Consider the following 24,097-nt stretch of genomic DNA (forward strand, 5'->3'; position numbering starts at 1 on the left):
GGGGAGAATCATGAACCAACAAGCCCGAAGGCTTCTCGTCGGCATGGGTGGATTTGCGGCGGGCATGCTGGTTGGTCGATCAACGAGTATCTCCCTGGTCCCCAAGGCATTCCTGGTCGGCATGACGACCTTGATCGTGGCAACACTCCTGGACTGGATCACTCGAACGAATCAGAACGCAGGCTGATGGCTACGGCCCGAACGTCACGCCACAGCCCGGTCGAAACGTCGGCCGGTCCGACAGCGGCGACAAGAGCCAGCGCCTCCTCCGGCGCAATCCCTCGGGCGATCGCCAGGGCCGCCGCGGCGACGGCCGGCGACCGGCTCATGCCGTTGCCGCAGCAAACCAGCGTCGGAACCTTCTCTCGGATCAGGTCCGCGACGACCCTTACCGCCATACGCAACAGCCAGTCCGGGTTTCCCTCGCCGTCGATCAGGGGGAACCGGCAGGCGACCAACTCCCGCCCCACCAAGGTCGGGCGCTCGTTGAGCGCCAGATCGACGACCGCCTCGACGCCCGCTTCGGCCAGAGCCGACGTCTCGCGAAGCATCGCCGCCGGGGCCAGCGCCAGCGGCGAATCGGGGATGCGTCTCAACATCGAAAGCGACTCTCGACGAGGATGGATTTCGCCCTCGTCAGTATACAATCCCAACCCGAAAGGCCGACCGCGAATGCCCGACGAAGCCCCCTGGATGAACATTGCGAAGGTGGAGATCGGCCAGCAGGAGAAGCCGGGGGACGAGCACAACCCTCGCGTCCTCGAATACCTGGCCACCTGCGGAACCCAGTACAAGACGGACGAGACCCCCTGGTGCCCGGCCTTCGCCAACTGGGTGATGATCCACGCCGGCAAGAAGGGGACGAACTCCGCCCTGGCGCGCTCGTGGCTGAAGTGGGGCGAGCCCATCGAGGAACCCCGCTACGGCTGCGTCGTCGTCTTCAAGCGCGGGACCAGCAACTGGCAGGGCCACGTCGGCTTCTTCGTCCGCACCGAGGGGGACAAGATCGTCGTCCTGGGGGGCAACCAGTCCAACACCGTCTCGATCGCCCCCCGCTCCAAGTCCGACCTCCTCGGCTACCGCTGGCCGGGGCCGAAGGACTGACTGACGGGCCCGACTATTCCGTCCCACCGACGATCTGTAAACACCGATAGCCGCCCCAGAACGCAGCAGGCATCGTAACGACCGCCAGCGAAAACGCCAGACCCAGGGCCATGAGAAGCGGCCCGAGCCAGCGGGGCAGGTCGGGATGGCTTCGCCGCGCCAACGCCTCAACCACCCAGCCCAACGTATAGCAGACGTCAAACATGATCGGAGCGGCGAGCAGGGCCAGCGGCTCAACCGCGTCCTCGCCGGGCTTCAACTCGCCGCTGCCCGAGAGCCCCCAGAAGAAGATCGCCAGACAGACGACCCCGTACGCGCCGACCACCAGGTTGACCGGTAGTCGACGGACCTCCCACCAAAGGATGGTGCGCCGGGGCGTCGGGTCGGCCTGCGGGGCGAACAGCCAGCGGACGGGGCTCACCCCACACTCCTGGGCTTGCGAGCCGTCCGATACCGTTGCCTGATCTCATCCCAGGTGACGCCCCCGTCGGGCTCGGCTTCGAGGGCCGCCAGGCGGCGATCGAGGAGATCCCTGAGTTCCGGCGTAAGTTCAGGCCCGGATTCGTCGTCGGCCAGGCTGTCCCAGACTTCCTCGATCAGCCGAAGGCGGTCCTCTGGGGGCCAGGCTTGCACTTCGGACAGAACGGACTTGAGGTCCATGCGTACCCCTCTGTCAGGGATTCGTAAACGCTGACTGGGAACGACCCCTCCTTACGATCCATCATACCTCGCTTCGCCTACCCATCCCAGGCCGCCAACCGGCCCTGACTCGTGCAAGCCGGACGATCTGGTAGAATGGAGGGGTGCGGCCGCGTGGCTGCCGGGGTCGGTGCGAGGTCGGCCCGGCGGGCGGGGTCTCCGGGGTGGGAAACGACGGCCATGAGTGCAACGTACAAGGACGAGCCCGCGTCGGCCATCGACGCCGGGGATGGATCGTGGATCGCACTGCTGGACCCCCGACGGACCGGGCCGATCCGCGGCGAACTGCTGGGCGTTGAGCGGCTGGAGCGTCGCGCGCGCGAGCTGGCCGACGTCGCGACGACCTTCCCGCCAAGGTCCTCCGTCAGCCCGCTCCTGCGCCGGTTCGCCGACAACGCCAAGGTTCTGGAGCGCGTCCACGAGCGGATCGAAAGCGGCGACGTCCATGCGCACGGCATCGACGTCGAGTGGCTTCTGGACAACTTCCACATCGTCGACGACGTCATCAAGGAGGTCCGCCGCGACATGCCCTCGGGCTATGACGCGGTCCTGCCCAAGCTCTCGGCCACGCCCCTGAAGACGTATCCCCGCGTCTACGCCATTGCCGTCTCGCTGACCGCCCATACCGACGGCGAGTTTGACGAGGCGCGGATCCACCGCTTCGTCGCCGCCTTCCAGGAGAAGGCCGGGCTGACCATCGGCGAGCTTTGGGCGCTGCCGACGATGCTCCGCCTCGTCCTGCTGGAGAATCTCCGTCGATTGGCCGAGGAGATGGCCTGGTCGTGGCGGGAGCGCCGCCGCGCCGACGAATGGCTCGAGGCCGACGAAAACGAGCGTCCCCCCCTCGCCGAGACCTCCGGCCCGTTCGTCGCCCGGCTGATGCAGGCCCCCCGCACGAGCGAATCGAAGGCGCCCTCGGCCAAAGTCGTCGGCGACCTCCTCCAAAATCAGGGGGTGGACGTCGACGCCGTCGTCGAGCGCGAGAACCACCGCCAGGCGGCCAACCAGGTGACCGTCGGCAACAGCGTGGTGACGCTCCGGCTGCTCTCGGCCATTGACTGGAACGCCTTCTTCGAGCAGCAAAGCCCCGTCCAGAAGATCCTGCTCAAGGACCCTTCCGGCTACTACCCGCAGCAAGACTTCCCCACCTGCGACCGCTACCGGAAGTCGGTCGAGAAGGTCGCCCGAGGCGCGAAGGCCGACGAGCTGGCCGTCGCGCAGAAGGCCGTCGAGCTGGCCGCGGCCGCCGACCCGGCCGACCACCGCCGCGGCCACGTCGGCTTCTGGCTGATCGACGACGGCCTCAAGACGCTGCGGTCCCACTTCCCCTACCGGCCCCCATGGCGGGTCTGGCTGCTAGAGACGGTCCGCGCCCATCCCAACGTCGTCTACTTCGGCTCGATCGTGCTGGTCTGGCTGCTGATCGCCGCCGTCTGTACGTGGTTCGCCGGGGGACTGTCGCTGGGTGTCGGAGCCTTGCTGGGGGTCCTCGCGCTGCTGGCGCTGCCGGTGGGCGAGGTCGCCGTCGGCTTCATCAACCACGTCCTGACGCTGTTCGTGCCGCCTCGGGTCCTCCCCAAGCTGGAATTCAAGAAGGGGATCCCCGACGAATACCGGACGTTCGTCGTCATCCCGACGATGCTGGTGAAGGCCCACCACGCCGAGGGGTTGCTGGAGCGCCTGGAGATCCACTACCTCACCAACCCCGACCCCAACCTGCGGTTCGCCCTGCTCACCGACTTCGCCGACGCCCCCGCCGAGCACATGCCCGAGGATCAGTCCCTGATCGACGACGCCCTGGCGCGCGTTCGGGCCCTCAACGAGCGTTACGGCCGCGCGAAGGGGGACGACCTGTTCTTCCTCTTCCATCGCAGACGGCTGTGGAATGAGTCGCAGGGCTCGTGGATGGGCTGGGAGCGAAAGCGCGGCAAGCTGTCGGAGTTCAACAACATCCTCCGCGGCGGGCCGGTCGGCAGCTACAACGTCTTCAGCGCCGATCCCTCGACCCTGCCGAAGTTCCGGTTCGTCATCACGCTCGACTCCGACACCCAGATGCCCCGCGACACCGCCGGCCGGATGGTGGGGACGATCGCCCACCCGCTGAACCGCCCGCTGTATGACCCGGTGAGCGGCCGGGTCCTCGAAGGTTACGGCGTGCTCCAGCCTCGGGTGAGCTTCCACCTGACGGCCGCGACGCACTCGTACTTCGCCCGGCTGCTGGCCTCGGGCGGCGGCATCGATCCCTACTCCACGGCCGCGTCCGACTCGTACATGGACCTGTACGGCGTCGGCAGCTTCACCGGCAAGGGCGTGTACGACATCGACGCCTTCGAACGGGCGGTCGGCCACATCTTCCCCGAGAACCGGATCCTCAGCCACGACCTGATCGAGGGCAACTACGTCCGCTGCGGGCTGCTCAGCGACACCGAGGTCTTCGACGACTTCCCCGCGCGCTACCACGCCTACGCCCGCCGCGAGCACCGCTGGATCCGAGGCGACTGGCAGCTCCTGCCCTGGATCACGCCGTCCGTCCCGATGCCCGAAGGGAAGTCGCGGCCCAACCCCCTGCCCGCCCTCGAGCGCTGGAAGCTGCTGGACAATCTTCGGCGCAGCCTCACGCCGCCGGCCGTCGTCTTGATGCTGGCCCTGGGGTGGACGGTCATGCCGGGCTCGCCCTGGCTCTGGACGGCCGTCGCCCTGCTGGTTCAGGCGCAGCCGCTCCTCAAGTGGTTCACGGCGGCTGTGGTCGGCTCGATCCGCAGCGGCTCGATCAGCCCGTTCAAGGGGGGCCTGGACGCAATCCCGGCGATGGGAGGTCAGGCTCTCCTCTCGTTGGCGTTCCTCCCCGACCAGGCGCGGTCAGCCGTCGACGCCGTCTGCCGCACGCTCTACCGCCAGTACGTCAGCGGCAAGCGGATGCTCGAATGGGAGACCGCCGCGGCCGCCGAACAACGACTGGGGGGCGATCTCGGCTCGTTCGTCAGGTCGATGTGGCAGGCGTCGGCGACGGCCCTCGTGATCGGGGCGGCCGTCGCCTGGCTCCGGCCCGGCGCTCTCTGGGTCGCCGCGCCCATCTTGCTGGCCTGGATCCTCTCGCCGCTCGTGGCGTTCCTCATCAGCCGGCCCCTGCCGACGACCGAGCACCCCCTGACGACCGAAGAGATCCGCGCCCTGCGACGGCTGGCTCGAAAGACCTGGCGGTACTTCGAGACCTTCGTCGGCGAGGAGGACCACTGGCTCCCGCCCGACAACTTCCAGGAAGTCCCCGACGCCCGCGTGGCGCACCGGACGTCCCCCACGAACAAGGGGCTGCTGCTCCTCTCGACGACCGCCGCCCACGACCTGGGCTTCCTCTCGCTCGGGACGTTGGTCGACCGTCTGGAGCGGACGTTCGACACGCTCGACCGACTGGAGCGGCACTGGGGACACTTCTACAACTGGTACAACACGCGGACCCTCGCCCCGCTGCCGCCGCTGTACGTCTCAACGGTCGACAGCGGCAACATGCTGGGCTGCCTGGTGGCCCTGCGGCAGGCCCTGATCGAGAAAACCCGAACGCCGGTCATCGGCCCCGAGGTGGCCCACGGCCTGTCCGACGTGCTCGGGCTGGCGACCGAGTCAGGCGTCGTGGACGGCTCCCGGTTGAAGGCCCTGCTCGACGCCCCGACGCCGACCGACCTCCCCGGCTGGCGGGCCTGGCTCGACCGCGTCGAGGATGAGGCGGGCCGGCTGGAAGAGGAGATCGCCGCGAGCGACCGCTCCGGCGACCTGGCGACGGCCCAGACCTGGCTCCGCAAGCTGCTGGAGCAGGCGGTCGACCACCGCCGCAACCTGGAATCGCTGGCCGGCCAGGAGTCCGGCCCCGTCCCCACGCTCATGACGCTGGCGGGCTCGCGGGCGGCGGCCTCGACGCTGGCCTCGCGGATGGTTTCGCTGGCCGATCGCGCCGAGGCGATGGGCCGGGCGATGGACTTCCGTCCGCTCTACAAGAAGGAGCGGAATCTCTACACGATCGGCTGCAACCTGTCTCAGGGGAGGCTCGACGGCGCCTGCTACGACCTGCTGGCGTCGGAGTCGTGCCTGACCAGCTACCTGACGATCTGCCGTGGCGAGGCCCCTCGCAAGCACTGGTTCCAGCTCGGCCGACCGTTCGTCCGCTCCGCAGGCAGCATCGGCCTGATCTCCTGGGGCGGGACGATGTTCGAGTACCTGATGCCCCGGCTGCTCCTGAAGAGCCTCCCCAACACGGTCCTCTCCGAGGCCATCCGCACCGCCGTCGCCCGTCAGCGGGAGTACGGTCGACAGTTGGGCCTGCCATGGGGGATCTCGGAATCCGCCTTCTCGGCCCAGTACCCGGAGGGAGATTACCGCTACCAGGCGTTCGGCACCCCCGGCCTGGGACTCAAGCAGGGGCTCGACGAGGATCGCGTCATCGCCCCCTACGCCACGGCGATGGCGACGATGATCGAGCCCGGCGCGGCCGTCGAGAACCTCAAGCGGCTCACGGCCGAAGGGGGCGAAGGCGCCTACGGCTGGTATGAGGCCATCGACTACACCCCGGACCGGCTTCCGCCTGGACAGAAGTCGGTCGTCTGCCGGTCGTACATGAGCCACCACCAGGGGATGAGCCTGGTGGCCGCGACCAACAAGCTGCTGGGCGATATCATGCCCCGGCGGTTCCACGCCGAACCGATGGTCCGCGCCAACGAACTGCTCCTGCAGGAACGGATCCCCCGCGACACCCCGCTGGTCGACATGGAGGCCGAGACCGAAGAAGCCGCCGCCGCCGCGGCCGCCTCCGAGGAGGACCTCGCGTCCGCCCCCGAGCGTCCCGCCGCGCCGAGCTTCCTCAGTCGAAGGCTGAGCACGCCGATGACCGTCGCGCCCCGGACGCACCTGCTGTCGAACGCCCAGTATCATGTGATGCTCACCAACGCCGGCTCAGGGGCGAGCACCTGCCGGGGGATGGACGTGACCCGCTGGCGGGAGGACTCCTCGCGGGAAGCCTACGGCCAGTTCCTCTACATTCGCGACACGGCCTCCGGTGCCTTCTGGTCGGCCGGGTTCCAGCCGACCTGCCGTCCGGCCGATGAGGACGAGATCGTCTTCGCCGCCGACAAGGCCACGATTCGCCGCCGGGTCGGCGGAATCGAGAGCCTGCTGGAAGTCGCCGTTTCGCCGGAACAGCTCGCCGAGGTCCGCCGGCTCACGCTGGTCAACCACGGGCCGACCTCGCGGGAACTGGAGGTCGTCAGTTACGCGGAGGTCGTCCTGGCGCCGCACGACGCCGACCTGGCCCATCCGGCCTTCCTGAAGCTGTTCCTGGAAACCGAATGGCTCCCCGGCTCGACGGCCCTGCTCGCCCGCCGCCGGCCGCGATCACCCCACGAGAAAACGCTGTGGGCCACGCACGTCCTGGCCGTCGACGCCACGGCGGCCGGCTGCAAGCTCGTCGGCGAGGTCGGTTATGAGACCGATCGCGCCCGGTTCCTGGGTCGCGGCCGCTCCGTCGCCGACCCCGCAGCGCTCGATCCGGGCGAAATCCCGACGGGGACGGTCGGCCCGGTGCTCGATCCGATCTTCAGCCTCCGCCGCCGGATGGTTCTGGCGCCGGGCGGCATGGTCGTCCTGGCCTACACCACGGCCGTCTCCGAGAGCCGTGCGGGGGTCGTCGCCCTGGCCGACCAGTACCACGGGCCGAGCGCCTCGGCGCGAGCCTTCGAGCTGGCCTGGGCCCAGCGTCAGGCCGAGCACGGTCAGCGCGCCTGGTCCGTCGAGGAGGCCCACCTGTTCCAGCGACTGGCCTCGTATCTGATCTTCGCCGGTCCAGCCCTCCGCGCCCGGACCACCACTGGGGATGCCGACGGTCCGTCGCCGGGCCCCGTCGGCCGGCTGGGGATCGACCTGCGCTTCCCCATGGTCGTGCTGCGGCTCACCGAGGCCAGCGGGCTGTCGATGGCCCGCCAGCTCGTTTCGGCCCAGGCCTATCTGAGACAGAAGGGCCTCGACGTCTCGCTCGTCTTCCTGGACGACTCGCCGGGCTCCGGTCTGGGCGAGGCGATCGCCGGGCTGGCTCGCGAGGCCGGCGTCGCCGACCGCCTGAACCAGCCGGCCGGACTCCACGTCGTCCCCGGGGCGACCCTCGATCCCCCGTCGCGCGGGGCGCTTCTGGCCTCGGCCCGCGTCGCCTTCGACGCCGCCGCGGGAACGCTCGCCGAACAACTTGAAGGGGTCGACTGGACCCCTGAGCTTCCCGAGCCGTTGACCGCCGCGCCCCACGCCGCGGCCTGGCGCGACGAGCCTGTCGCCGCTCCCGAGGGGCTACTCTTCGACAACGGTCTGGGCGGCTTCACGGCCGACGGCCGCGAGTACGTCGTCCTGATCGACGCCCCCCCGCGCGGCCAGGCGATCCCTCGCCCGGCGCTGCCCCCCCTACCCTGGAGCAACGTCGTCGCCAATCCCTCGGCCGGTTTCCTGGTCACCGAGGCCGGCTCCCAGTGCACCTGGGCGGGGAACAGCCAGATGAACCGGCTGACCTCCTGGAGCAACGACCCGATCGGCGATCCTTCCGCGGAGGTGATCTACCTCCGCGACGAGGAAGCCGGCCAGGTCTGGTGCCCTACTCCCCTCCCCATCCCGGGCGCATCCCCGGTCCTCGTCCGGCACGGTCAGGGCTATACGACGTTCGAGCGCAACTGCCACGGCCTGCGCCAGCGGCTCGACGTCTTCATGGATCCGGAAAAGCCGATCAAGTACCTGCGGCTGCGCGTCGAAAACCCCGGCGAGGCCGCCAGGAAGCTCTCCGCGACGTTCTACGCCGAGTGGGTCCTTGGGACCAACCGCGACCGCACGGCGATGCACGTCGTCACGACGCTCGACCCCGAGAGCGGGGCGCTCACGGCCCGCAACAGCTTCCGGGACGAGTTCGCCGACGGCGTCGCGTTCCTGGACGTCGACCGCCGGCCGCGAACCGTCACCGGCGATCGGAGCGAGTTCCTCGGCCGCCACGGCTCCATCGCCAGCCCCGCGGCGCTCGGCCAGGTGGAGCTTTCCGGCCTCGTCGGCGGCGGCCTCGACCCCTGCGGCGCGGTGCAGACGAAGTTCGACCTCGGCCCCGGCGAGACGCTCGAAATCGTCTTCCTTTTGGGATGGGCCGACGCTCCTTCCCAGGTGCGGGACGCGATCGCCCACGTCCGCGACCTCGGCGCCGCCGGGGCTCTCCAGCAGTCGAAGGCTCGCTGGGACGACCTGCTCGGCGTCGTGCAGGTCCACACGCCGGAGCCCTCGTTCGACCTGCTCCTCAACCGCTGGCTGCTCTACCAAACGACGAGCTGCCGCCTCTGGGGACGCACGGCGTTCTACCAGTCGGGCGGCGCGTTCGGCTTCCGCGACCAGCTCCAAGACGTCCTCTCGCTGCTGCACGCCGCTCCCGAACTGGCCAGGAAGCAGGTCCTGCTGCACGCTTCTCGACAATTCGTCGAAGGAGACGTCCAGCACTGGTGGCATCCGCCCGAGGGACGGGGCGTCCGAACGCGATACTCCGACGATTACCTCTGGCTCCCCTTCGTCGCCTCGCGGTACGTCGAGACGACCGGCGACCTGACAGCGCTCGACGAAACGGTCGGCTTCCTCCAGGCCCCGGAACTGGCCGCCGGGCAGGAGGACGACTACCGCCTCCCCGACGACGCCCCCGGCGGAGCCTCGCTCTATGAGCACTGCGCCCGGGCGCTTGACCGGTCGAGCCCCCGTGGCGAGCACGGCCTGCCGCTGATGGGGGGCGGCGACTGGAACGACGGCATGAGCCGGGTCGGCGTCGAGGGGAAGGGCGAAAGCGTCTGGCTCGCCTGGTTCCTGATGGTCGTTCTACGGCGGTTCGCCCCCATCGCGGAGGCCCGCGGCGAGACCGAACGGGCGTCTCGCTGGCGCTCCGAGGCCGACGCGCTGGCGAAGGCCGTCGAGGAGGCCGGGTGGGACGGCTCGTGGTACCGCCGAGCCTACTTCGACGACGGCACCCCGCTGGGGACCGCCGGGGCCCAGGAGTGCCGGATCGACTCGCTGCCGCAGTCGTGGTCGGTTCTCGCCGGCGGCGACTCAGCGCGGTCGGCCCAGGCCATGGACGCCGTCGAGTCGCAGCTCGTCCTCGACGCCGACCGGGTCGTCCTGCTGCTCGCGCCGCCGTTCGACCAGTCCCGGCCGAACCCCGGCTACATCCAGGGCTACGTCCCCGGCACCCGGGAGAACGGAGCCCAATATAGCCACGCGGCGGCCTGGGTGGTCCAGGCGACGGCGGGTCTCGGGCGGGGCGAAACGGCCCTAAAATTGTTCCAACACCTCAACCCGATCAACCACGCACTTTGTAAGAACGATCTTCTGATTTACAAAGGCGAGCCGTACGTCCTGGCCGGGGACGTCTTCGGCATTGCTCCCCACATCGGCCGCGTGGGCTGGTCGTGGTACACCGGCGCGGCCGGTTGGCTCTACCAGGCGGGCCTGGAATCCATCCTCGGCCTCCAGCGTCAGGGCGACCTCCTGCGGATCGAGCCCTGCATCCCCGCATCGTGGACTGAGTTTAAGATCGATTACCGCCACGGCCGGACGGCCTATGAAATCCACGTCCGTAACCCCCAGGGGTGCGAACGCGGACGGACGCGAATCAGCATCGACGGCGCCGCCGTCACAGCCGGCGGCATCCCTCTGTCCGACGACGGAAATCATCATCATGTGGAGGTTTTTATGTCTCCATTTGATGAGGCTGTCGCGAATGCATGATTTCTGCGCAAACCGCCTGGAATTGTCTCAGCAGACGCGACGCGGGCCCACGATGAGGGTGCGTTGAACCGAAGCCGGCCAAAAAACCAGGTCCCCTCTCCCGGCGGGCTGACGACCCGACATTTATTCAGGAGTAGCGAACCAAACGGCCTTCCCCCCTCGCGGGGGAAGGTGGCCCGAAGGGCCGGATGAGGGGGGATCGGCTCCGCGTTCACGGCAAGGCTCGAATGCGCATGCGACGGTGGTCATCCCCCTCATCTGACCGCTTCGCGGTCTGTCTTCCCCCTCCAGGGGGGAAGACGTCTTGATCGCCGCCGCCGTAAATGCGTCGGGTCGTCAGCTTGGCGGGAGAGGGGACTTCACACTCGTTTCCGTTTCAAGCCCGCGCGCGGTCGCAGCCGTCGTCAGCCTCCCGAGTGTAGGGAGCGGACGGCGGCCGCGACGGCGGTCGAAAAAGATTCCTGACGCGGCCGACGGGGTCGCGGGGAGAGTCGCGACGACGACGGTCGAAAAGAAGATCCCGTGACGTTTCCGTCAGGGTGATGTGCGTGAGCGGGAGATCAGCCGCGGCGGATCGATCAACGCGCCTTGAGCATGGCGCGCATCTGGAGGCGGCTGGCGGGCAGCGAGGCTTCTTTCAACAGACGGGTGAGCTTGGACTCGACCACGCAGGCGGGACGCTGGCCTGACCGTTCGTCGACCACCAGGGCCTCTTCACGAGGCGCGGGGGACCGTCGCGCGACCAGGGGCTCGCGGCGGGGTGCGACGAGGTCCACGGAAGGAGCAGCGGCGGTGACGTCGGTGGCGATCAACACGGGACTCAAGTAACCCTCTCTTGAAAACATGGAAAGGAAACCTCCTGCAAGACCTGGCGGATAACCGCCTCCTACAGAGCGTATTGCAAACGGCGCGCCGAAGGAACGACAGGCCGGCCGGAGAAGGCGATGTGCGAGACGTCGGGGACTTCAGCGGGGTTGGGCCGCCGGATCCATCGGCGTCTCCTCGGGCCTGGGTGCGATCGGGATCGGACGCCCCCCATCGCTCCACAAGTTTAGTACGCGAATTCCGGCCCAAGCGTGGGAGACTTCCGCGCGGTTTTCCAAATACTAGGAAACGCCTTGGTAGGATGGAGGCACCGACTCAGCTTTCTTAAGAAAATCGGCCGATCTCCCGGCGGTACGACTCGCACCGCGGGCGGGGCGGGCCGTACCATACCCAGGGTGACGAACGCGGCGAGCCGGCCGGACTCGCCCCCGATCGGCCTCCCGCGCCGACGAGGCGGTTTTCACAGATTCAGGCGAGCCCAAGGGCGGTCAAACCGATGGCGCGAGAGAGCGTGGCGAAGCGGCTGCGAGAGGTCGGGCGTGAGCTGGGCCGAATCCGCCGCCGGGGAAGGCAGGTCTGGCGGCTGGTCCCCTGGCCGCACAAGGTCTCGCTGGGGATGGCCCTGATCGTCATGGGCCTGGCCAGCGCCGGCGGGACGGCCGCCGCCGTCTTCCTGGGCAAGCTGGTCAGCGCCATCTCGCCGGCCGAGGACGGAACTCGTCCCCCGGCCGAGGTCGTCGCCCGCGCCGCGGCGTTCTACCTGACGCTGATCGGCCTGGGCTATCTCGTCCGCGAGACGATGAACGTCCTCCGCCGCTATCTCGTCGAACGGGCCTGCACCCGGATCGACAAGGACATGTGCGTGCGGCTGGTCGCCCACCTGATGAAGGTGGACCTGGCCTCGATCGCCCAGGATCAGGTCGGCGCCCTGTACGGACGCATCACCCGCAGCGCGGAAGGCTTCGTCCGATTCCTGCGCATCAGCTTTCTCGATTTCGTCCCCGCGCTGTTCACGGGGGGCTTCGCGGTCTTCTACGTTCTGACGCAGCAGCCGTGGGTCGCTCTGGCGATGCTCGGGGTCGTTCCGATTTCCCTGGGCCTAACGGTCGCCCAGATCGTCACCCAGAAGGGAGTGCGGCTCGACCTTCTCCGAACCCGTGAGCGCATGGACGGCACGGTCGTCGAGCAGCTTTCGGGCATCGACTACGTCCGGGCCTCCAATACGCACCGGCGGGAGATCGCCCGGGTGGCGAAGGCGGCCGAGCGGCGACGGTCGAAGGAGTTGAAGCACCATTTCCAGATGTCGTTGTTCGGCTGCGGCAAGGCGCTCAACGAGGGCTTCTTCCACCTGGTCGTCCTGGCGCTGGCGGTCTACCTGTACATCCACGGCCGGATCAACGTCGGCGACATCTTCACCTTCTCCGTCCTGTACCTGAACGTGATGGCTCCCTTGAACGAGGTCCACCGGTTCATCGACGAGGCCCACGAGAGCAGCCTGAGGGTAGGCGACCTCATCGGCCTGTTGCGCGAGCCGATCGACCCCTCGTTCAAGCCGGTCGATCCCAGGACGCCCGTCCTGGCGCTGGGGGAGCCGGTCTTCGTGGCCGACGACGTCAGCGTCCAGTATCCCAGGACCATCGAGGGGGGCCGGCGGGCGCTCGACGGGCTCTCGCTGGTGATCCGCCACGGCGAGACGATCGGCATGGCCGGTCGTTCCGGCTGCGGCAAGACGACCTGGCTGCGAGTCCTGATGCGTCTGGTGCACCCCACGTCCGGCCGGGTCTGGTTCGGCGGGGTTCCGCTGGAGAGCGTCACACGCGAGTCGATCGGCGACATGGTCGGCTACGTCGGCCAGAACCCGTTCGTCTTCACGGGGACGATCGCCGAGAACATCGCCTACGGCTGCAAGGACCCGACTCCGGAGGGGATCCAGGCCGCCGCCGAGGCCGCCTGCATTCACGACGAGATCATGATGATGCCCGGCGGCTACAAGGCCAGGGTCGCCGAGCGCGGGCAGAACCTCTCGGGAGGTCAACGCCAGCGGATCGCCCTCGCCCGGATCTTCCTCAAGAACCCGCCGATCCTGATCCTCGACGAGGGGACGTCCGCCCTGGACAACATCAGCGAGCGCCGCGTCCAGCAGGCCGTCGACGCCGCCCGGGCGGACCGCACGGTGATCCTCGTCGCCCACCGTTTGACGACGCTGCTGGACACCGACCGGATCCTCGTCTTCGAGGACGGCCGGGTCGTTGAGAACGGCAAGTACGGCGAACTCGTCCGGGCCGACGGCGCCTTCGCCGACCTCGTCCGATCCGCCGAGATGGGCCGACTCGACGCCCCTCCGGAGCCCGAGATCCCCGACCCCGCCGCGCCGGCCGACGTCGTGGAGGCCATCGAGCGCGGCGAGGCGTGAGGCTGGGAGGTCACTTCTTCGCTTCAAGCGCCTTTCGGAGCGACTCCACGGCGTCGCGGAGCGCTTTGATCTCGGCTTCGATCCGGTCCTTCCTGGCCTCGGCGGCGGTGTCGGCCGGGACGTCCTGCAGCTTGGAATCGAAAACCTTGACCTGGAATCCATCCGCATCCGAGCCGACCACGGCGCCGGGGCGGAATACGTCGACGAACTTGGTCTTCACTCCGGGGGACTGCCAGACCCGGACGCGGTTTTCCATGCCGACCTGATCCAACGTCGGCCGCTTCTCGGCCGTGACGGTCACGGTTCGTCGTTCGCCGGCACGGAGGATTTCCAGGGTCAACGGCTTGTCGCCCGCCTTGGAAACGCGCTCGATCATGGCGGGGCCGTCGGCGATAGGAGCGCCGTCGATGGTCAGAACGACGTCGTGAACCTTCAGGCCCGCCTTCGCGGCTGGAGCGTCCTCGACGAGCCGGGAGACGGCCAGGCCCCGATCCTCGGGAAGCTCCAGTTGGGCCCGAAGCGCCGCGGGGATCGCCTCGACCGAAGCGCCGATCCAGTGCTTGGGCTCATCGTCGCCCACCGGCCCGAGTTCGACGTGAACCTGGGACCGGACCTTGAGTTCGACGGGCTTCCGCTTCCGCAGCAGAGTCAACGTGACGGGTTCGTCGCCGGCCTTCTTCAGCAGGCGGTCGAGGTCGATGGGGTCGCTCAACGGCTGGGAGTTCAGCGAGGTCAACACGTCCTGCGGCCGGATCCCCGCCTCCCAGGCGGGCCCCCCCTCCCGGACCGAGGACGCCACCAGGCCGCGACCGTTCATGGCCGGAAGTTGAGCGCGGGTCGCGTCGTCGAGCGGTTCCAGCGTCAGGCTGGGACCGTCTGACGCCAGGACGAAATTGCCGTTCAGCGGGACGGCGTTACTCCACTCGTAGACCGAGGCCTGCCCGTGTGCAGGGGTTGTGTATCCAAACACCGCCTCCACCGGCTTGTCGACGACCTTCGGCTGACGAGGTTCCTCCGGAGGGCTCATCGGGGCGAAAAAGGCAAGCAACGAACATGCGAGTGAAAGGATCATCTGTCGATCTCCTGGGACGAATGAGGATGCTGCAGAACGAAAGCCGGAAGGGGACGTCTTATGGACTCAGCCATAAGTGAGCAGACAACGGCCTTCCCCCCTGGAGGGGGAAGGTGGCCCGAAGGGCCGGATGAGGGGGACGACCGCCGTCGGACGTGCGTTCGACGGGTCGTTCTCAATGCTACGCCGGTCGTCCCCCTCATCTGACCGCTTCGCGGTCTGTCTCCCCCTCAAGGGGGGAAGACGTCGGAACAACGCCGTTCGATTTACGGGACAGTCACTTAGCGCATACCCATTCAGAAACCGTCGACAACGTCCCTTCTCCCCCGGTGGGAGAAGGGAGGCCTGTCGGAGCCTCGCGAGGGAGTTTCGGCAAGGCGCGTCGCGCGACCTCGGCGGCCTGCACGGCCCGAATTTCGTAGTCTGGGCGGCTGGATGGTTCGGCGAGCCCGGTTTCAGCCGCCGGCCTCTTCGAACCGCCGCAGGAGGTTGAGCCGTCCGCGGACGAGGTCCGACTTCATGGGCTCGTAGGTCGAGACGTCGCGGCCGTCCTCGCGGACGACGATGCGATAGGGTTGCTTGAGAACTTCGGTCCAGTGACGAACGGCGACCAGTTCGGCGATGTCGTCGTGGCAGTTGCTGCTGCCGTAGAGCGAGACGAAGGGCGTCTTGCGGAGGGCCTGGTAGGCGGCCTCGGCCCGGTCCACGGGGAGGACGCCTCCCCCTCGGCGGTAGCGAAGTCCCTCCAGCAGCGGGTCGCGGAAGCGGGGGGCGTGCGTGAGGCGGCCTTCCCAGACGTCGCGGGTGAACTCGGTCGCCGGGGCTTCGTCCGAGCGCGGGGTGAGGCCCAGCGACGCGTCGACGACGTGGGTCGCCTCGTGGAGGAGCGCGAAGGCGAGGGCGTCGAGGTCCCCGGCCTCCACGGCGACGCTCTTCGGCGAACCGGCGGCGTCGAAGCAGGTTTGCTCCTTCTGCGTCAGCCATTCGGTCGCGGTCTCGCCCATGACCGAGGCCCGGATGGTGATGTCGAACAATCGATAGGGCTCGTCCGGGTTCACGGTCGAGGTCAGCGCGGTGTTGGGCATGCCGTCCAGAAAGCTGATCGTCCGCAGCCGATCGCCGAGCATTCGACGATGCAGCGGCGTGAGCGCCTCGAACGCGGCCGACAGCTTGCGGCGCTCGTCGTCGGTCAGCGTGTGAACCGTCGGCGCGGGCCCGCCCAGGTTCGCGAACATCTTGAGCACCGAGGCGGGCGTTTCCTTCAACCTCGATTCGAGCGCCGAAGCCGGATCGAGCCCGTGGCGACGGCACGCCTCGGCCCGCTGCTCCGCGGTCGGTTCGTCCTTCGCGATCGCGACCACGGCGGGCGAAGCGACGCAGACGATCAGGCCCGCAAGGAAGAGCGACGGAATGCGCATGGGGCGTCCTCCTGATTGACCGGGGGTCGGTTCAAAGCGACTGCCCGCCGACGTAGCTGACGCCCACGCGATCCACGGGGACGACCACGCGGCGGCCGTCGGGAAGTCGGGTCGCGAGGATTCGGCGATGCTGTTCAAGACGATAGCCTCGGGCCTCCAGCGCAGCCTGGGCATCGGGAGAGACCGGCGGCGGCTGGTTCAACACCCACGCCGGCACCGACACGGCAGGCTGCGGTTTCGGTTGCGACCGAGGTTGAAGTTCAGGTTGCGGAAGCGTCGGCGGCTCAGCCTCCGGGGCGGGAGCAGGAACGGCCGCGACGATCGGTGAAACGGTAGTCTGTTGCGGCCGGCGGCCGGCGAGCCACCCCGAAGCGAAGCAAGCCAGTACGACGGCGGCCGCCAGCGCCGGACGCATAAATGAACGCTGACGTGGGACGGGGACGGCAAGCCGAATCGTCGCCGGCGCCGGTTCGCGAAAAGCCTCGTCGAGCGCCCGAGCCTCCAGGAAGGCCAGCGTGCAGCGCCGCCAGCCCTCGGGTTGGGCGGCGACGCCCTTCAGCGCCTGGCGAAGCTCGGCCGGGGAGAGGCCGCCGCCGACAATGCGGTCGATGAGGACGTCGAGGTCTTCGGTCATGATTCGTGCTCCTCGAAATCGCCCGCCAGATCTGCCAGTTCCATTCGCAGCCGCTTCCGCGCCCGGGAGAGCCGAGCCTCGACGGCCGGCACTCCCAGGCCCAGGCGATCGGCCAGCTCGCGAGCCGTCCAGCCCTCGCCGTGCTTCAACGCCAGCAGGTCGGCGTCACGCGGGGGGAGCCGATCCAGGGCCTTGCGGACGATCTCGCGGCGTTCGTCGTGTAGGAGCCAGGCCAGCGGCGAGGGCTCCGGCGTCTCGTCGGTCGTCGGCCGGACCTCGGCGCAACGGCCGATCAGGGCCCGCCCGCGTCCGGCCTTACGTCGATACATCAGAGCCTGCCGCACCGCCAGCTTGTAGAGCCAGCCGACGACGCGGGCGGGGTCGAGCAGCGGGGCCCGCTGGGCGACGACCGCCAGCGCAAGCTCCTGCATCACCTCGTCCACCCCCTGCGGCTCCCGCAGCCGGGCCGAGACCACGCGCCGCAGCCAGCCGTCATGCCGGGCCAGCACGCCGCCCCAGTCCAGCCCGTCCGAATCCATCCGTTGTGGGCGTCCATCGCTCATGGTGCAACGATAGTTGCCGCCCCCCGGCTCCGCCTTGCATCTGAAGAAGGATTTCGACGGAAAACCTCGGCCCTAACTCCCGGCCTTTGCGTTCTGGGTGCCATGGCCACGCTCGCGTGGCCATCAACCGGCGAGGGAGGGTTGCGAGACCGTCGCCGATCTCATGGCCACGCGAGCGTGGCCATGGCACCCCACGTCCCAGGTTATCGTCGATCTCCCAGATCCGGCCATCGTCGACTTTCGATCGGCAGCGAGAAGTGCAAGGCGTCGATGACCGATCGTCGCTCCACGGTCACGGAGTAGCTGTGGTACCAGGTCGTAATCTCGAAAACACGGGTTCGGAAGGCGAATGCGAATCGTCGAACCGGAGGCTCGGAGCCGTCCCCGACCGCAGTGGGGTTCGCCGCCTTGGGATCGGATTCGTCGACTACCTCGTAGAAGCGGTTCATCCCCAGGCCAAGAGTGGAGAGCGGATGGCCCGTTCCCTCGTCTCCGTCCCACGATTTGACCGACACGTTTTCAACACCGCAAAACGTGATCGTCGCGCTGCACCACTCGTCGGTTGAACAGTTCAGCACGCGGATGCGCATTCCATTGGGATCGGGGGGCTGGTCGAGGTCGTGATCGGGAGGCTCCAGGACGTGATAACTGAGCTTCGCATGAGTCCCCGCCTGGCCATGGCTGAATACCATGCCCTGGAACAAAGAGTTCCCCACCGGCCGCGGCAGATCCGTGATCTCGACGAGACGCATGACGTCGGGCCTCTCGACGTGACGTTCACAGCTTCCGCAGCAGGGCCAGCGGGACGTAGAAGGTCTGGTAGCGGCGGCCGTCGGTGAAGAGGACGCCGGAGGGGTGTTCGACGAGCACCGTGGCGCGGCGGGTGATGCGGTTGACGCGGCCTCGGAGACGGGCGCCTTCCATGAGGAACTCGACCGCGTCGCCCACGCGGACGCCGAAGGTTTCGGCGGCCTGTTCGCGAGGGGTGACCAGATCGTGGCGGACCCCTTCGTGGGCGAAGATCCGTCGCGACAGGGCGTGGAAGTTCTCGGCCGAGCAGCTTGATCGCCCCCAGCCCAGGAACTCGGCCAGGTGGAGCAGTTCGTGCTCGAAGATGCGCTGGAGGGCCTCCAGCCGATCGGCGCAGACCAGGCCGCCGACGACGATCTCGCGGTCGACGTCCTGGAACGTGTTGAACAGCAGCGTGGTCGAGACCGAGATCTCGTACTCCGGCTGATCCACCACCCGGCCGCCCTGCTTGATCCGGCGCACCAGGCGGATCGTCTGCCCGGCGGCGCGGGTCAGCCGTCGCGAGAGCCGGAAGGCCATCGGATACGCCCGGTCCTCCTGGAGCATCTCCGCCAGGAAGCCGCGGAAGAAGCCTCGATCGTAGAGATGAAACAGCCGCTCCAGATCGTCCGAGGCGATCTTCGTGAAGTTGCCCGATCGGACCTGGGGCGACTCGTCCAGCAGAGCCTCGTAGATCCGCCGCGTGCGCGTGCGGGCCTCCTCGGGCGCGTACAGCAGCGAGGCCAGCTTGGCCTGCCGCCGAAGGCTAGGCCCAAGCGGGTCGTCCTCGCCGAGGCTCAGGCTGAGGCTGCTCATGCCCGGCTCACCTCGCTGAGGACGGCTGGGGCAGGAACCGGATGCAGACCGGCTTGGGGAGCTTGATGGGGGAGCCCGTCGGCGTCAGGCCGCCGGTTTCCGGGTCGATCTTGAAGACGAGGATCGAGTCCGAATCCTGGTTCGCCGCCAGCAGCCAGCCGCCGGTCGGGTCGATCACGAAGTTCCGCGGGTTCTTGCCCCCCGTCGAGGTCCAGCCGGCTGCGGTCAGCTTGCCGGTCGTCGGGTCGGCCTTGTAGATCGCCAGCGAGTCATGGCCACGGTTCGAGCCGTAGACGAACTTGCCCGAGGGATGCACGACCACCTCGGCGCAGCCGGGCTTGGTCTTGTTGTCAGCCGGCAGCGTCGTGATCGACTGGATCTCCTTCAACTCGCCCTGGGCCGAGTCATAGGCGAAGACGTCGACAGTCCCGCCCATCTCGGTGATGACGTAGGCGAACTTGCCGGAGGGTGCCCAGGCCAGGTGCCGGGGGCCGCGGCCGGGCTCGATCTTCGCGGAGGCCGGTTCGTGAGGCGAGAGCTTCCCCGTCTCGGCGTCGACGTCGTAGATCATCACCTTGTCGAGGCCGAGGTCGGCGACGAACGCGAGCTTGCCGGCCGGACCGAAGTTGGCCGAGTGCGCGTGGGGCCCCTTCTGACGGCCGGCGTCGACGCTATGCCCCTGGTGCTGGATGACCGTCGAGGCCGGTCGGAGCGAGCCGTCGGGGTCGACCGGGAGGCAGGCGACGCTCCCCCCCGAGTAATTGGCCGTCAGCACGACCTTTCCCGTGGGGTCGATCGAAACGTGGCAGGGGTGGGCCCCCTTCGAGGACTGGCGGTTCAGTAGCTTGAGGTCGCCGGTCTTGGGGTCGACGGCGAACGCGGCGATCGAGCCGGCTTTTTCGCCCTGGTAATCGCCGGTCTCCTCGGCCGCGTACAGGTGCTTGCCGTCGGGGGAGAAGGCGAGGAACGAGGGGCTGTCGGCCTTGCCGGCGACTCCCAGAGGCGTCAATGCGCCGGTGGCCGGGTCGAACTCCAGCTTGTAGACCCCCTCGCTGGGCGAGGTCTTCGAGTTGGTGTAGGTGCCGACATAGACCAGCCGCTTCTCGGCGGCGTTCGCCTGAACCATAAGCCCGGCCGCAAGATAGAGGCACGCGGACGCCAACGCCCGCCGCGAAGTCGATCCGTCCCGCATCGTCATCGCCCGATCCTCCCGCGCCGAGGGCCCTTCGATCGTCCGGGGCGTCCCCGGACCGAATCGACGTTATCACAGGCCCAGCGCGCTCGCCAGGGGCCGGCCGCTTGCGAGCGACCCCGGAGTCTGGTCCCATGAGGGGCGACGGACGGAGCCCGTCGCCCCGCCCGTCACTGGGTCGCATTCGAGGTTCCCTCCCCATGAACGCTCCCGCCAAGCTCCCGTCCCGGGCCGCCCGGCTCGCGACGGGCCTGATCGCCTTCCTGCCGGCTCTCACCGCGCTCGCCCCCGCCGCCGAACCTCCACGGCCAACCACCGTTGAATCCCTGCTCGCAAGAATGAGCGACCCCTCCTGGCTGGCCGTCCCTCCCGCGCCGGGCGAACGGTCGTTCCAGTTCTCCAGCTACGACCGCGCCACGAAGCTCGTCGACGGCAAGATCGTCTCCCCGTTCGCCAACGCGGATCGCGGCCACTATTTGCGCGTGGAAGGCGAGGGCCAGCGAAAGGAATGGGTGCTCGCCGACGCCCAGGGTCCGGGGTACGTCTCGCGGATCTGGTCTCCCAACCCGGCCGGCGAGCTGCGCATCTACATTGATGGCGCGACCACGCCGGCGCTTGCCGCCGACTTCGCCGCGATCGCATCGGGCAAGGTGGAGCCCTTCTCGGCCCCCTTCGGCCAGGAGACCTCGCGCGGGTGGAACCTGTACTTCCCCTTCCCCTTCGCGAAGTCGATCAAGATCACGACGACCAGGGGGGATCAGTATTATCAGGCGAACGTCACGACGTTCGCCCCCGGGACCGCCGTCGAAAGCTACTCGTCGGCCGTCCTGTCCCGCGCCGCCGAGGCCGTTGCGAAGGCGCGTCGGTCTATGCTGGAATCCCCTCTGGCAATCCACGCCGACGCGATGCCGGCCTCGCAGCCCGAGCGACTGGACCCCGGCAGCCCCCGCGAATTCCTCGTCGAGCCCGGCGGCCCCGGCGCACTCACGGCCCTCACCTGCCAGATCCTTCGCGGCGGCCTGGACGACGCGGCTCTCGCGGAGGTCCTCGCGCGCACGCTGCTGACCATCACGTTCGACGACGCGGCCGAGCCCCAGGTCGCCGCGCCGCTCGGCGACTTCTTCGGTTCGGGTCCGGGGCTGAACCCTTTCCGAAGCCTCTTCCTGGAAGTCGGGTCGGACGCGACGATGGCGTCGCGATGGGTGATGCCCTTCAAGAAGTCGGCCCGGATCGTCCTGACGAACCAGTCCGGCCGGCCCGCGCAGTTCGTCCTGCGCTATTCGTATCGGACCGATCCCGGGGACGCCGGCCGACTCACCTTCCACGCCCGCTGGTCCCAGCGCGACGAGGTCCCCACCGTCAAGGGGGACGGCACGCTCGACTGGCCCGCGCTCCGGATCTCGGGCGGGGCCGGGAGGTACGTCGGCCTCCTTTGCAACGTCTACAATCCAACCTCCGCCTGGTGGGGGGAGGGGGATGAGAAGGTCTACGTTGACGGCGAGGCGTTTCCGAGCACCTTCGGCACGGGGACCGAGGATTACTTCGGCTACGGCTGGAGCGACCCCCGCCCCTTCGCCCACCCCTTCCACGCCCAGACTCGCTGCGACGGCCCCGGCAACAAGGGGAACACCAGCGTCGTCCGGTTCCAGAGCCTGGATAACATCCCCTTCGACCGATCGCTGGCCTTCGACCTGGAATTGTGGCACTGGGAGGCCGTGAAGGTCCAGTTCGCGACGCTCGCCTACCTCTACGCGGCCCCCGGCGCGAAGGTCGAGCCCGCCCCCGTCGCCGATCTGTCGAAGCGCATCGTCCACCCCCGTCCAGCCGTCACCCGCGAGCCGGGCGCGATCGAAGCGGAGTCGCTCCACGTCCGGTCGAAGACGGCCGGCGAGGTGACGACCCAGGACATGAGCCACTTCGGCGACGTCTGGTCGGGCTACGCCCAGCTCTGGTGGACCGTCCGAGGCCAGGAAGCCGAGCCGAAGCTCGACCTGGAGCTGCCCGTGGAGAAGCCCGGCCGATTCGCCCTCTGGGCGGGTTTCACGAAGGCCCCCGACTACGCCCAGATCCAGCCGGCCGTCGACGGCCAGCCGCTGGGCAAGCCGATCGACCTGTACGCTCCCCGCGTCGCCCACTCCGGCGGCGTCCTGCTGGGCGTGGCCGACCTCCCCGCCGGGCCCAACGTCCTGAGCCTCTCAATCGTCGGCCAGAACGAGAAGAGCACCGGCCGACTGGTCGGCGTCGACTGGTTCAAACTCATCCCCGCCCCCGCCGGCGACTACGGCCCTGGCCGACTCACGCCCCGACGCTAGTACGCCAACCGTTTTGGATTGCACCCGGCGGGAGAGAATCGCGACTGGCTCCCGGCCGCCGTCGGATCTCCGATCGCCGTTGGACGTCCACGGCGATCAAGGCGCCAACGAGGGCGATTCTACGCATTGGGGCGACCCGATTAGCCAGCGATCGAGAGTCCGCGCCCCTCGTCGACCAAAACGACGACCTTAGGAATTCGGCGTCGTTCAGAATCGTGTAATGTTGCATGCGATCAAGTCATCATATTCGATAAAAATCTCTTGCGCATTTGATGATTTTTGACTGGACGAGCGAGGAGGTGAGAGACAAGATGTGACGCGTTCACACGCCTAATCCGGATCGATTTCTTCGTCGTGCAATCCTCTCTCTCTTCGGTCGAACGGAGGTCGAAAATGCTTCGACGTCGGGCGTTCACGCTCATCGAGCTTCTGGTCGTCATCGCCATCATCGCCGTGCTCATCGCCCTCTTGCTGCCGGCCGTACAAGCGGCCCGTGAAGCCGCGAGGCGGGCCCAGTGCGTCAACAATCTGAAGCAGTTGGGGCTTGCGGCGCATAACTACGCCAACATCGGTGGATCGTTTCCGGCCAACCTGTATCTGCATCCGCAGTACGCGAACGCCGGAACGACCTGGAACAACTCCAGTTGGCTGGTGTTCCTGCTGCCGAACATGGAGCAGCAGGCCCTCTACAACGCTGTGAACTTCATGGTGATGTGGGGGACCAACAACATCGGCTACGACGCGCGCTACCTGGGCAACCAGAATCAGACGGTGCGCGAGACCATCATCAGCGGCCTCATGTGCCCGTCGGAATCCAGCCCCCAGATCGACACGGTCAACGCCGACGAGATCTCAGGCCTCCGCGCATCCGGCACGTGCTACGTCGGCAATCTGGGCGACAACTGCCTGTCATGCAATCCGGCCAGCGGAGTGTCGACGTTCTGCACCGCTCAGGGTTACAACTGCCGCGGGGCCCAGCTGGGCGATCCAGCAAGCACGACCTTCCCGCCGAGCCCCGGAACCGGCAGCGGCATCTACTGGCGGCAGTGCAACGGCGTCACCATCGCCGGGATCACCGACGGCACCTCCAACACGTTCATGGCCGGCGAGCAGATCATGCGGGTGACCCAGTGGAACTCCTGGGTCGAAGCCAACCAGTGCGTCGGCTCCACGGCCGTTCCCCTGAACTATCTGGCGCCCGGCGTGGCGATCACCGCCGGCGGCAGCGTCACCATTGGCACGGGGGCCTCCAATACGGGCGCCTGGAACAACTGGTACAGCTTCCGCAGCCAGCACCCCGGCGGCGGCAACTTCCTGCTCTGCGACGGCTCGGTGAAGTTCATCAAGACCTCGATCAGCATGCCGACGTACCAGGCGTTGAGCACGCGCGGCATGGGCGAGATCGTCTCCTCGGACTCCTACTGAGAACTCGCCCTTCCGTTCATCGTATCGACGAACCGGCCGCCGCTTCCCAACGATGCGGCGGCCGGA

Annotated in this window: 16 protein-coding genes; 5 read left to right on the plus strand and 11 right to left on the minus strand. The window is 68.2% G+C overall.

Translation table 11 applies throughout. The features are described from left to right. Positions 1 to 158: 158 nt before the first annotated feature. A complete protein-coding gene (locus G5C50_RS21580; RefSeq protein WP_165072842.1) occupies positions 159 to 599 on the minus strand; it encodes a dual specificity protein phosphatase family protein in 441 nt (146 codons plus the stop codon). Positions 600 to 693: 94 nt separating this feature from the next. Between G5C50_RS21580 and G5C50_RS21585 the strand changes: the two genes are divergently transcribed. Continuing rightward, positions 694 to 1,104, plus strand: coding sequence for a TIGR02594 family protein (locus G5C50_RS21585; RefSeq protein WP_165072843.1), 411 nt, complete (start codon positions 694 to 696; stop codon positions 1,102 to 1,104). A 13-nt stretch (positions 1,105 to 1,117) separates the two neighbouring features. Here the strand turns inward: G5C50_RS21585 and G5C50_RS21590 are convergent, their stop codons facing one another. Together G5C50_RS21590 and G5C50_RS21595 are read right to left on the minus strand one after the other, a co-directional pair. Beyond that, positions 1,118 to 1,525 (minus strand): hypothetical protein, encoded by a 408-nt coding sequence (locus G5C50_RS21590; protein ID WP_165072845.1) that lies wholly within the window; start codon positions 1,523 to 1,525, stop codon positions 1,118 to 1,120. Further along, positions 1,522 to 1,764: an addiction module protein gene (locus G5C50_RS21595; RefSeq protein ID WP_165072847.1), complete on the minus strand. Its 243-nt coding sequence runs from the start codon at positions 1,762 to 1,764 to the stop codon at positions 1,522 to 1,524. The genes G5C50_RS21590 and G5C50_RS21595 overlap by 4 nt, the downstream gene beginning before the upstream one ends. Positions 1,765 to 1,983: 219 nt before the next feature. Here G5C50_RS21595 and G5C50_RS21600 point away from each other — a divergent pair, with 219 nt between their 5' ends. Next, the gene (locus G5C50_RS21600) at positions 1,984 to 10,572 is read left to right on the plus strand and encodes a GH36-type glycosyl hydrolase domain-containing protein (RefSeq protein ID WP_165072849.1); all 8,589 of its coding nucleotides are present in this window, start codon (positions 1,984 to 1,986) and stop codon (positions 10,570 to 10,572) included. Positions 10,573 to 11,150: 578 nt separating this feature from the next. On the opposite strand, the gene G5C50_RS21605 is transcribed toward G5C50_RS21600, so the two are convergent. Next, positions 11,151 to 11,396: a hypothetical protein gene (locus G5C50_RS21605; protein WP_165072852.1), complete on the minus strand. Its 246-nt coding sequence runs from the start codon at positions 11,394 to 11,396 to the stop codon at positions 11,151 to 11,153. 497 nt (positions 11,397 to 11,893) lie between these two features. Here G5C50_RS21605 and G5C50_RS21610 point away from each other — a divergent pair, with 497 nt between their 5' ends. Next, positions 11,894 to 13,810 carry an ABC transporter ATP-binding protein gene (locus G5C50_RS21610; protein WP_165072854.1) on the plus strand — a complete coding sequence of 639 codons (1,917 nt, stop codon included), beginning with the start codon at positions 11,894 to 11,896 and terminating at the stop codon, positions 13,808 to 13,810. 10 nt (positions 13,811 to 13,820) lie between these two features. Here the strand turns inward: G5C50_RS21610 and G5C50_RS21615 are convergent, their stop codons facing one another. The 7 genes from G5C50_RS21615 to G5C50_RS21645 all read right to left on the minus strand — a co-directional run bounded on the left by G5C50_RS21615 (position 13,821) and on the right by G5C50_RS21645 (position 20,300). Next, entirely contained in the window at positions 13,821 to 14,882 is a 1,062-nt protein-coding gene (locus tag G5C50_RS21615; RefSeq protein ID WP_165072856.1) for a PDZ domain-containing protein, read from the minus strand. A gap of 455 nt (positions 14,883 to 15,337) precedes the next feature. Continuing rightward, positions 15,338 to 16,300 (minus strand): hypothetical protein, encoded by a 963-nt coding sequence (locus G5C50_RS21620; protein ID WP_165072858.1) that lies wholly within the window; start codon positions 16,298 to 16,300, stop codon positions 15,338 to 15,340. Between the two features lie 31 nt (positions 16,301 to 16,331). Next, entirely contained in the window at positions 16,332 to 16,934 is a 603-nt protein-coding gene (locus G5C50_RS21625; protein ID WP_165072860.1) for a hypothetical protein, read from the minus strand. Then, the gene (locus G5C50_RS21630) at positions 16,931 to 17,473 is read right to left on the minus strand and encodes an RNA polymerase sigma factor (RefSeq protein ID WP_165072862.1); all 543 of its coding nucleotides are present in this window, start codon (positions 17,471 to 17,473) and stop codon (positions 16,931 to 16,933) included. Before G5C50_RS21630 ends, G5C50_RS21625 begins: the two co-directional genes overlap by 4 nt. Positions 17,474 to 17,700: 227 nt before the next feature. Further along, positions 17,701 to 18,249 carry a hypothetical protein gene (locus G5C50_RS21635; protein ID WP_165072864.1) on the minus strand — a complete coding sequence of 183 codons (549 nt, stop codon included), beginning with the start codon at positions 18,247 to 18,249 and terminating at the stop codon, positions 17,701 to 17,703. 25 nt (positions 18,250 to 18,274) lie between these two features. Next, positions 18,275 to 19,102 carry a SprT-like family protein gene (locus tag G5C50_RS21640; protein WP_240907309.1) on the minus strand — a complete coding sequence of 276 codons (828 nt, stop codon included), beginning with the start codon at positions 19,100 to 19,102 and terminating at the stop codon, positions 18,275 to 18,277. A 7-nt stretch (positions 19,103 to 19,109) separates the two neighbouring features. Next, entirely contained in the window at positions 19,110 to 20,300 is a 1,191-nt protein-coding gene (locus G5C50_RS21645) for a lactonase family protein (RefSeq protein WP_165072866.1), read from the minus strand. A gap of 194 nt (positions 20,301 to 20,494) precedes the next feature. Between G5C50_RS21645 and G5C50_RS21650 the strand changes: the two genes are divergently transcribed. Together G5C50_RS21650 and G5C50_RS21655 are read left to right on the plus strand one after the other, a co-directional pair. Further along, positions 20,495 to 22,606 (plus strand): glycoside hydrolase family 172 protein, encoded by a 2,112-nt coding sequence (locus G5C50_RS21650; protein ID WP_165072868.1) that lies wholly within the window; start codon positions 20,495 to 20,497, stop codon positions 22,604 to 22,606. Between the two features lie 393 nt (positions 22,607 to 22,999). Continuing rightward, on the plus strand, positions 23,000 to 24,031 hold the full coding sequence (locus G5C50_RS21655; RefSeq protein ID WP_165072870.1) for a DUF1559 domain-containing protein: 1,032 nt from the start codon (positions 23,000 to 23,002) through the stop codon (positions 24,029 to 24,031). Positions 24,032 to 24,097: the final 66 nt, after the last annotated feature.

Origin of the sequence: Paludisphaera rhizosphaerae (assembly GCF_011065895.1) — a bacterium.
Lineage (GTDB): Bacteria > Planctomycetota > Planctomycetia > Isosphaerales > Isosphaeraceae > Paludisphaera > Paludisphaera rhizosphaerae.

Excerpts from the sequence above, each read along its gene's own strand:
- G5C50_RS21610 (WP_165072854.1), top strand. The coding sequence starts at position 11,894 with ATGGCGCGAGAGAGCGTGGCGAAGCGGCTGCGAGAGGTCGGGCGTGAG.
- G5C50_RS21620 (WP_165072858.1), bottom strand. The coding sequence starts at position 16,300 with ATGCGCATTCCGTCGCTCTTCCTTGCGGGCCTGATCGTCTGCGTCGCT.
- G5C50_RS21635 (WP_165072864.1), bottom strand. The coding sequence starts at position 18,249 with ATGCGTCTCGTCGAGATCACGGATCTGCCGCGGCCGGTGGGGAACTCT.
- G5C50_RS21615 (WP_165072856.1), bottom strand. The coding sequence starts at position 14,882 with ATGATCCTTTCACTCGCATGTTCGTTGCTTGCCTTTTTCGCCCCGATG.
- G5C50_RS21580 (WP_165072842.1), bottom strand. The coding sequence starts at position 599 with ATGTTGAGACGCATCCCCGATTCGCCGCTGGCGCTGGCCCCGGCGGCG.
- G5C50_RS21585 (WP_165072843.1), top strand. The coding sequence starts at position 694 with ATGAACATTGCGAAGGTGGAGATCGGCCAGCAGGAGAAGCCGGGGGAC.
- G5C50_RS21600 (WP_165072849.1), top strand. The coding sequence starts at position 1,984 with ATGAGTGCAACGTACAAGGACGAGCCCGCGTCGGCCATCGACGCCGGG.
- G5C50_RS21630 (WP_165072862.1), bottom strand. The coding sequence starts at position 17,473 with ATGGATTCGGACGGGCTGGACTGGGGCGGCGTGCTGGCCCGGCATGAC.
- G5C50_RS21625 (WP_165072860.1), bottom strand. The coding sequence starts at position 16,934 with ATGACCGAAGACCTCGACGTCCTCATCGACCGCATTGTCGGCGGCGGC.
- G5C50_RS21650 (WP_165072868.1), top strand. The coding sequence starts at position 20,495 with ATGAACGCTCCCGCCAAGCTCCCGTCCCGGGCCGCCCGGCTCGCGACG.
- G5C50_RS21645 (WP_165072866.1), bottom strand. The coding sequence starts at position 20,300 with ATGACGATGCGGGACGGATCGACTTCGCGGCGGGCGTTGGCGTCCGCG.
- G5C50_RS21655 (WP_165072870.1), top strand. The coding sequence starts at position 23,000 with ATGCTTCGACGTCGGGCGTTCACGCTCATCGAGCTTCTGGTCGTCATC.
- G5C50_RS21640 (WP_240907309.1), bottom strand. The coding sequence starts at position 19,102 with ATGAGCAGCCTCAGCCTGAGCCTCGGCGAGGACGACCCGCTTGGGCCT.
- G5C50_RS21595 (WP_165072847.1), bottom strand. The coding sequence starts at position 1,764 with ATGGACCTCAAGTCCGTTCTGTCCGAAGTGCAAGCCTGGCCCCCAGAG.